A 9,822-nucleotide genomic window follows, 5' to 3' on the forward strand; every position below is an offset into this window, starting at 1 on the left:
GTCAAGTTTTGACCAGGCGAGTGAATCGTCGGAGTTTGGTCGTTGTGCTTCCACGTGAACTCTGCGTGCGTGCCACCTGAAACTGCCGATCCAATGCGATATTCAAGATAAGCACATTCACCCGAGGTTCGCCAAGTACGCCGAATTGACGGTCTTCTGCAATCCGATTCAGCAACCTCCGGATTTCATCTTCCGGTACGTTACGTGAAACCGCAACGCGATGCAATTGATACAGCGCGGCGGCATAAGAAATGTGTGGATCAAGTCCGCTGCCGGACATTGTAACCAAATCCACCGGAACCGGTTTCACATTTATGCTGTCGGCTACTTGCAGAGCGGCAATTCGTTGTGTTACCGCACTGACCAGCGCTGGATTCGTCGGACCTAAATTTGAGCCACTCGAGCTTGCGCCATTATAAGGAACCGACTCTGTTGCCGACGGCCGCCCCCAAAAGTAGGCGTGATCGGTAAAACTCTGACCAATGAGTTTTGATCCAATCGGTACGCCATTTTCAAGCAGGATACTGCCATTCGCTTGACGCGAAAATGCCGTTTGACCTACCAATGTGACTAAGAACGGATACAGAATTCCTGTGAGAATTGTAAGAACAAGAAGCATTAGTAATGATTGCTTGCAAAGCTGTTTCATACTCACCTCAAATTTACCCTTTCTGAGTCATTAGATGACTTAGAGTATACCAAAACCAGAAATGATTAAATCGATAACCTTGATGCCAAGGAACGGAACGAGCAATCCGCCGACGCCATACACCAACAGGTTGCGACGCAGCGCTTGCGAGGCGGGCATCAGCCGATACTTCACCCCTTTTAATGCGAGTGGTATCAGAAAAACGATGATGATTGCATTGAACATCACAGCCGATAGAATCGCGCTTTGCGGAGAAGCGAGATGCATAATGTTTAATGCATTTAATGCTGGATACGTTGTGGCAAATGCCGCCGGAATGATGGCAAAGTACTTCGCAACATCATTTGTGATACTAAAAGTGGTTAACGCGCCACGGGTCATTAAAAGCTGTTTGCCGATTTGGGTTACTTCGATCAACTTTGTTGGATTGGAATCCAAATCGACCATGTTCCCAGCTTCCTTCGCCGCCTGCGTACCGGAATTCATAGCGACTGCGACATCCGCTTGCGCCAATGCTGGGGCGTCGTTTGTACCGTCGCCACACATTGCTACCAGATGCCCTTCGGATTGATACTGTCGAATTAACTTTAGTTTCGCTTCAGGAGTCGCTTCCGCCAGAAAACTGTCTACACCGGCTTCCGCAGCGATTGCCGCGGCAGTAATCGGGTTGTCGCCAGTGATCATCACTGTCTTGATGCCAATCCTTCGCAATTGGGCAAACCGTTCCTGAATCCCACCTTTGACAATGTCCTTCAATTGAATGACGCCCAGTACCCGACTGTCCTCCGCTACCACCAAAGGCGTTCCACCCGTTTGTGCGACCCGGTTGACGGTATCGCGAACGTCTTGGGGAAACAGTCCACCTTTTTGCGCGACATATTTTTCAATCGCGTCGGCAGCACCTTTTCGTATTTCCTTACCGTTCAAATCAACGCCACTCATCCGGGTATTCGCCGAAAACGTTAAAAACCGCGCTCCGAGTTTTGCGATTTCCCGTTCCCGGATACCATACTTTTCTTTCGCCAATACAACGATACTTCTCCCCTCCGGAGTTTCATCCGCCAGTGATGCCATTTGTGCGGCATCAGCAAGCTCACTCTCTTTCGCACCGTTCGCCGTAATGAAGGCGGTTGCTTGCCGGTTGCCTAAAGTGATCGTGCCAGTTTTATCTAATAGCAGCACATTGACGTCTCCCGCCGCTTCGACGGCACGACCGGACATTGCCATTACATTCGCTTGACTTAGCCGGTTCATTCCGGCGATGCCGATAGCGGATAGCAGTGCGCCAATTGTGGTCGGTGCCAGACAAACCAGTAAGGCAACCAATGCGGTGATGGTAATAACACTGCCCGACCCCGCTTCTTGTACACTATAAATTGAATAGGGCAAGAGCGTTGCCGTTACCAATAAAAAAATGATGGTCATTGCCGCGAGAAAAATGTTGAGCGCAATTTCGTTGGGAGTCTTTTGCCGTTTTGCCCCTTCTACCATAGCAATCATTTTATCAAGAAAAGACTCACCAGGCTTGGCAGTTACACGAACAACCAACCAATCCGACAGTACCCGTGTGCCGCCGGTAACCGAACTGCGGTCGCCGCCGCTTTCGCGAATTACCGGTGCACTTTCTCCGGTTATCGCACTTTCGTCGATCGATGCTACTCCTTCGATCACTTCACCATCGGAAGGAATTAGGTCACCAACTTCGACTAAAAAAACATCATCTTTGGTGAGTTGTATCGCCGGGACTAAAGTGTACTTTGCTTCGCGTTGTGGCGAAGATAGTTTTTTTGCAGGAACATCGCGCCGCGCACTCCGCAGTGTAGCGGCTTGTGCTCGTCCCCTGCCTTCGGCGACCGCTTCCGCGAAGTTGGCGAATAGGACAGTAATCCACAACCACAGGGAGATTGCGAAAATGAACCCGGCAGGTGCTTCGCCGGTTCCAACTATTGCTTGTGCAAAAAGCAGTGTCGTCAGTATACTTCCGACGAATACTACAAACATCACAGGATTCCGGATTTGGGTGCGAGGATTCAACTTGCGAAAGGAATCGACCACCGCCTGTTTCAAAAAGGAGCGATCAAGAATGCCACTCGATGCTTCATTTTTCTTCGACATGATTTCTCCTATTGCCACAACTGCAAATGTTCAACGATTGGACCTAACGCTAACGCAGGAAAAAAGCTAAGCGCACCGACAACCAGAATTACCGCCGACAAAACAACTACGAACAGCCAACCGTGAGTCGGAAAAGTGCCGGGACCTGCGGGAACGCTTCGCTTTTGCACCATCGAACCGGCAATCGCCAATACGGGAATAATCACCATAAATCGACCGAGCATCATCGCAATTCCTAAAGCGACATTGTAGAAATTGGTGTTCGCCGATAGTCCGCCGAATGCGCTGCCGTTGTTGTTTGCCGCCGAAGAAAACGCGTAAAGAATCTCGCTGAATCCATGCGCACCGGGATTGTAAACCGAAGCTTTCGCAGCCGGTAACAATACCGCGATTGCGGTACCGATCAGTACCAGCGCGATGGGAACCAGTAGAACAATCGACGCCATTTTCATCTCAAACGCTTCGATTTTCTTCCCTAAGTATTCCGGTGTTCGACCAACCATCAATCCTGCGATAAACACCGCGACGATGACGAATATGAGCATGCCGTAGAGACCTGATCCGACACCGCCAAACACAATTTCCCCCAACTGCATCAGCAACATCGGCGCTAATCCACCCAAAGGTGTAAAGGAATCGTGCATCGCATTGACCGAACCGTTCGACACCGCAGTGGTTGCCGTCGCCCAGATAGCCGAATTAACCACACCGAACCGCACTTCCTTCCCTTCCATGTTACCACCCGGTTGTTGATCTGTCGAAGATTGATCGACTCCTAAAGTGGTAAGACGAGGATTCCCGGTAACTTCCTGCTCTACTGCAACCGCAAGAAATCCGAGCAGCAATACAAACATTACTATCAGCAACGCATTGCCTTGCCGTTTATCGCCTACCATCTTGCCAAATGTGAAACACAAAGCCGCCGGAATCAGGAGAATTACAAGCATTTCTAACAGATTCGATAACGGAGTCGGGTTCTCAAACGGATGGGCTGAGTTCACGTTGAAGAAACCACCGCCGTTCGTGCCTAACTGCTTGATCGCGATTTGCGATGCAGCAGGTCCTAATGGGAGTGTCTGGTGTGTGGTCGCAGAGCCGGAGGTGTCGGGGATCGCCTCGACCAGTTGAACCGATTGATAAGATTGAAATGTTTGTGGTACACCTTGCCAGATTAATGCAACGGCAAGAACAAATGACAACGGCAGTAATACATAGAGCGTGGAGCGTACCAGATCTACCCAAAAGTTTCCCAAAGTGGTTGCTGTCTTTCGCGCTAACCCGCGGATGAGCGCAGCCATTGCCGCCATGCCGGTTGCCGCCGATACGAAATTCTGTACACCCAATCCCACCATTTGGGAGAAGTAACTCATCGTCGTTTCGCCACCATATGCCTGCCAATTGGTATTCGTAACAAAACTGACGGCAGTATTGAATGCAAGTGCGATTTGAACCATTCCAAATTGCTGCGGATTGAGGGGAAGCATGCCTTGCAACAAGAGCATCGCAAACAACGCAATGAATCCAAACAAATTGAACAGCAGCAAGACTATCGTGTAACTTTTCCAACTCATTTCCTGCGATTGATCTACTTGAGTAATCCGGTAAATCAATCGTTCGATGGGTTGCAATACACGGTTGAGCGATGTGTATTCGCTTGAGTACACTCGTGCGATGTAGATGCCAAGCGGCTTGGCAAGCAGCAGTAACGACACTAAGAATATGCCGATCTGTAAGTATTCTAAAGGTGGCATTAGAATTTCTCCGCATGAAACAACGCAACGAGCAAATAGCTGACAGCAAAACTGCGACGATTGCTGCAATGATATACAACCAAGCCATCGAATAGTCTCCTTTACTTGCTTCACTTGTTTCCGAGCAACCGAGACATAATCCGATTGTGCAACGTCGCTATCGGGATAAGAAGCAGTTAGCCAATGATCGTTTACTAAATGTTCTCCTTCAATTTCACTATCCTTACTGAAGAAGTATCGAATGCATAACGTGAATACGGAAAGTTTACTTTCGATCATGTAAAGAAGAAATGCCAGTAGACTCGATATCTTGTAATAAAACTGTAAAAATAACGAGCAGCTCCTGCGCTACTTTCTCAGAAATGCAGTTTATAAAGGAAATCGAACACCGAATACAAGCTTCAATGTGTTCGTCACAACAAACAAGCTTAGTTCTTTGATAGTGATAGATTTGGTCAGGTGTTTTATCATCGATTTGGAATTAATGTCATCATCGGCGGTTCACCGGAATATCAGTGAAGTACCAAACCAGTTTTCTCCAGTTTGATCGACATCCCAGAATCGATAAACTGAGTTTGGCGCTGAAATAGACAGTTAGCAGGCATTGGTGGTGTTGGCTGATAACGAACTGTAACAGTGGTTAACGAAGTTCCTGATGTTCCTGGGAATCAATGGTAATCGGTGGTTGATTCGCTCTGCCCAAGTTGTTTGGTAGAGCAGGTTTCCACATTGTAAGATTTACACCGGATCCCGATGCCGTTACACCACCGGAGGTATAAGAAGTTCCGTTATCGGTTAAGGTCGCTTCATTCACATGAACAACGCGGACTGTTGTATTCGTCGATGCACTGACGGTGTCCAACTATTGGTACCTGTTACGCACTAACGGTACCTAAGTTCGTCCAATTTCCTGCCGGGTAGTTAGAATTCATACCTACATTCATATTGCCGGTTAAAGGGTAGTATGCCAGCAAACCGAAAGTTGGTTGGGCGTATGAAGTTAGTGCAACAAGAAGCAAAACGCTTTTCGTCGCAAGGGTTTACGAAACATTCTCCAACTTTCCAGCTCACTTTATTCAAGCTATTCTCATCATAGAGGGAGTATGATTTGCTCGTTATCGACAAGATCAAGGTTCGCGACTTCCTCAATTATTCGCGGGATTACGTTAAAGAAATAAGCCCTTCCCAGTTGGAAGGGCTTATTATTGTGACAACAATCGGTAAGATGACTTACTTCATCAGCACCATCTTCTTAACGCTGCTAAACCCATCAGTCGTTAGCGAATAGTAGTAGGTACCTGTCGGTAAATGGGCAGCAGTAAACTCAACCTGATACATATTGGGAGTTTGATACTCGTCCACCAATCTCGCCACCTCTTGTCCCATCAGATTATAAACAAACAGCCTAACATGTCCCTCCTTTTGGATACCGTAGGAAATGCAAGTCTTAGGGTTAAACGGATTCGGATAGTTCTGATCAAGCGTATACATGATCGGAATCTCTCCAAAAGCCTGCATCGCCGGGGTTTCTGATACGACAAAGTGGTTCATGTGTTCAATGCCGTCAAGCGAAACATCTGCGATGCGGTAGAAATATGTTGTCCCGTTAATAACACGCTCATCCGTATAGGTATAATCAATTCGCGTTGAAGAGTTCCCATGACCGAAAACTCTGGTTATCAACTCACCTCGCTCATTTGCAAATGTAGAACGATAGATATTGAAATGCGCATTATTCCTTTCACTCTCAGTGCGCCAATTCAGGATAATCCTGCCATCGCCAGTTACTGCATTAAATGACGCCAACTCCACTGGCAAAATCGTGACTGAACCTAATGCCCATGACGAGAACTCATTCACATTGGGAACCAGCACTTCAAATGCGCCGCCAATAGGTGTAACAGATAAACCACTTGCATACTCCATCCATGTTGCCCCTTCGTCCGTGGAACGTGCAACTGCGAGTAGCCCGCTTCGAAGATTGTTGACGTCTTCTGCTGCGGTAAACCGAAATGTTAAGTCTGCTCCGAATTCGGAACCGCCAGTCTGGTCTATTGTCCAGAACCGCTCTATCGAAGATTCTGGGAGAAAAGGCGGGTTCTCTGGTATTGGCGGAGTAGCACAATAGAGTACATTGATGGATGAGGGGGTTACCCCCGATGCTCCCGGGAAGACAATCGATAACGGCGGTAGGTTGGCGGTTCCAGGATCGCTTGGCAGTGAAGGTGTCCAAGGCAACATTGCTCCACCGGTGCCCACAACAGGTATGCCACCTGATGTGTACGTTACCCCAAGCCCAGTCAAAATAATACTACACGGCGTATATCCTGTGAAATAATTAAAGGCAAATCCGCCAGAGCGCGTTCCAACATCGGTCGGGATAAAAGTGAGTGTTACATCGCAATGCGCACCGGGCGCTAACCACGCAGGTAGTGTCGACATCGAGAAATCACCAGAAATAACCGGGTTTGTTAATGGAATTGGAAATGGCAGAATGTTCGTTATTCGAACCACCAATTCGGAGCTTGCCGGTTCATCAATTGCAGAACCGGGATCGACTGGAACCTCACCAAAGTCCAGCGAGTCATTAACCGAGTTTCCGTTATTCGTGATATCTACCGGAGCCGAGGCGACTACGCTAAAGTTCGCATTACTGACATCGGAGAATCTGGACCCGTCGTCCATTCGTGAAACGCGAATCCGAACACTACTTGAGATTTGATCCGAGGTTGGTGTCCACGACCAAGTACCATTCGTTATCGGTATCGGTTGACTGTTTAAGTTGACCCAGTCGCCGCTCGGATAGTACGTATTGATACTAATAACGGCCGAGCCGGTGAGCCCATCGCAGGTCCAGTTTACATTCGTGGCAACACCTACTGGTGCCGTTTCCCCTCCGTTAGGACTTGACAAGGTGATAACTCCGGCATTTCCAGTCAAGGAAACCGAATACGGGCTATTCGGTGCATTGTGCGAAAACGAAAACGTTCCAGTTCGCGTTCCGGCAGCTGTCGGCGCAAAAGTTAGCGTAACATTGCTGTAGGCACCAGCCGCAATCGACGATGGAACAGATGACATCGCATAATCACCTGTGATCGACGGGTTCGTTATCGTTAGTGCGCTAGTTCCAGTATTGGAGAGACGAACTACCTGTTGATAGGTTTGCGAGAGACTCACCAATCCGAAATCAATCGGTGGAGTAATGGAGTAACCGTTGGAAGTAACAGACAACTGAGGTCCACCCGACTCGACAATACTGAAGTTCACATCACTGACATCGTTGAATGTTGTTTCATCGCCCCCTTTGGCAACACGGATTCGCGCATTGGTTGTGATTTGACCGGAAGAAGGTATCCAAGCGTATTGACCATTCAAGTTCCCGCGCGCTAATGATGTCCATGACCCGTTTGGATAATTTGTATTCAGGTATATCATCACATAACCGGATAGTCCCTGCGATGTCCAGGTAATGTTCGATGTGGATCCCGCTGCGACCGATACCCCGCCATTGTGTGAAGTGAGCGTCAAGACTCCTCCGGTGCCTGTCAACGACAACGAATAAGGACTCCCGTCGGCGTTGTGGGTAAACGACAACGTCCCGTTTCTCGTTCCGGGTGCCGATGGTTGGAAAGTGATGGTTATATCACGCATTTCGTTTGGCGCGAGCGAGGAGGGGAGCACCGTCATCGAAAAATCGCCGGTAATCGAGGGATTGGAAATCGTTAACGTATTACCACCGTTGTTTTGCAACCTAATCACGCGTTGCGACGTTTCCCCAATCGGATATACACCAAAATTCAAAGGAGGAGTTATTGTATTACCGTTATAAGTAACTCGTAACGATGGAGGAGTATAGAGCGATGAGACTTCGGACTCAGTCAACGCACGGTTATACAAACGGACATCGTCAATCTTGCCTGCGAACCGATCATATCCGTTATCGCTATAGCCGATTTGTAATCGCGCGGTATTCGAGAAACTCCCGAGAGCCGCAGTTTGGGAATGCGTTCCCGACAGAGCGCCGTCGATGTAGAGCTTGACTTGCGCGCCGTCGTATGTCGCGACGACAAAGTGCCAGCTCCCATTGGTAGGAATCGTTCCGGTGCTGTTATGTTGGAAAGCTGTACTGGTGCCGTTTTGGCTCACTCCAAACGATATGTAACGCGTGCTGCCGGTTCCAACTAAATTCAATCGATAGTATTGATACGAGGAACCGGTCGGTCCAACAGACATGATACGGGGATTATGGTCACCCGCACCGGTAACTGAAATCCAAGCGCACAACGAAACCTTCGTTGTCGAAAAACCGGACCCAACTGTGTTGTACATCTGACTGGTATTACCGTTAAAGGTGTAACACTGATTAGCAGTGCCATAGCGATCTGCCGAAGCAGCTACATTGGAAGCAGTGAGCCTAACTGTCTGCCCTGTTGAATCGAAAGTATCGTTCATGCGATAAAACGCCATCAGGCCGTTTGTCGGTGAGTAACACTGATAGATTTCGCTTGCCGACAGGGCGCGGTTGTAGATTCGGATTTCGTCCATCCAACCGTCAAAGCGATCAAAACCGTTATCATTGTACCCAATCTGTAGCTTGGCGCTTGAGAACGAACCAAGTGTGGCTGAATAAGCCGCCGTGCTCGAAAGCTCTCCATTGATATAGAACTTCACCTGAGAACCGTTATAAGTCACCGCCACATGTGTCCAAGCCCCCCCTGTACTTAAGGATTGCGTGCTCGAAATGCCATTAAAAAACAGCGTCCTCGGATTGCCGATTCCGTTCAAACCAAATTCATACGGATGCGATGCTCCGAACGTCGGTCCAACTGCAATAAGTCGAGGACTATTGTCTCCGCGTCCATTTATCTGTATCCAGGCGCATAATGTGACATTGGATACCGAAAACGCTGAGCCAATATTCGCGCTCAGCCCACTGTTTGTGCCACTTAACACATAGCACCGATTTCCGACAGCAAAGCGATCACTCGTTAATGTAGCGCCACTCTGTGCGGTAAGATTCACGCCATTCCCGCTGGCATCGTTTGCGTTGCCAGTGAAAGGATAGTAAGCCAACAGACCGCTGGTTGGTTGCGCATTCGCTGGTAAGACACTAAGTAAAACCACAGCTAATGCAATAAAAATTATCGTTACTTGAATGCTAACTCGCATGGTAGTCTCCTTGACAGAATTGAATACATGAACCGTAAGCAACGTAGTATGAAGGACAACTTCTTGGGAGAGGAAATGCGCAGTGGAAAGTGATAAATGTTTTTCATCATAATACCCATATAATAGCATATATAATAA

General features: G+C 48.2%; 5 protein-coding genes. All 5 read right to left on the minus strand.

What is annotated here, in order from left to right; genetic code table 11:
- Position 1: 1 nt before the first annotated feature.
- The gene (kdpC, locus tag OEM52_11220) at positions 2-649 is read right to left on the minus strand and encodes a potassium-transporting ATPase subunit KdpC (GenBank protein ID MDK9700704.1); all 648 of its coding nucleotides are present in this window, start codon (positions 647-649) and stop codon (positions 2-4) included.
- A 39-nt stretch (positions 650-688) separates the two neighbouring features.
- The gene (gene kdpB / locus OEM52_11225) at positions 689-2,764 is read right to left on the minus strand and encodes a potassium-transporting ATPase subunit KdpB (GenBank protein MDK9700705.1); all 2,076 of its coding nucleotides are present in this window, start codon (positions 2,762-2,764) and stop codon (positions 689-691) included.
- A gap of 8 nt (positions 2,765-2,772) precedes the next feature.
- Positions 2,773-4,515, minus strand: coding sequence for a potassium-transporting ATPase subunit KdpA (gene kdpA / locus OEM52_11230; protein MDK9700706.1), 1,743 nt, complete (start codon positions 4,513-4,515; stop codon positions 2,773-2,775).
- A 640-nt stretch (positions 4,516-5,155) separates the two neighbouring features.
- Positions 5,156-5,377, minus strand: a complete 222-nt coding sequence (locus OEM52_11235) for a hypothetical protein (GenBank protein ID MDK9700707.1) — start codon at positions 5,375-5,377, stop codon at positions 5,156-5,158.
- Positions 5,378-5,745: 368 nt separating this feature from the next.
- Positions 5,746-9,684 (minus strand): choice-of-anchor D domain-containing protein, encoded by a 3,939-nt coding sequence (locus OEM52_11240; GenBank protein MDK9700708.1) that lies wholly within the window; start codon positions 9,682-9,684, stop codon positions 5,746-5,748.
- Between the last annotated feature and the right edge of the window lie 138 nt (positions 9,685-9,822).

The organism is bacterium (assembly GCA_030247525.1).
In the GTDB taxonomy this organism is placed as follows: Bacteria; Electryoneota; JAOADG01; order JAOADG01; family JAOADG01; genus JAOTSC01.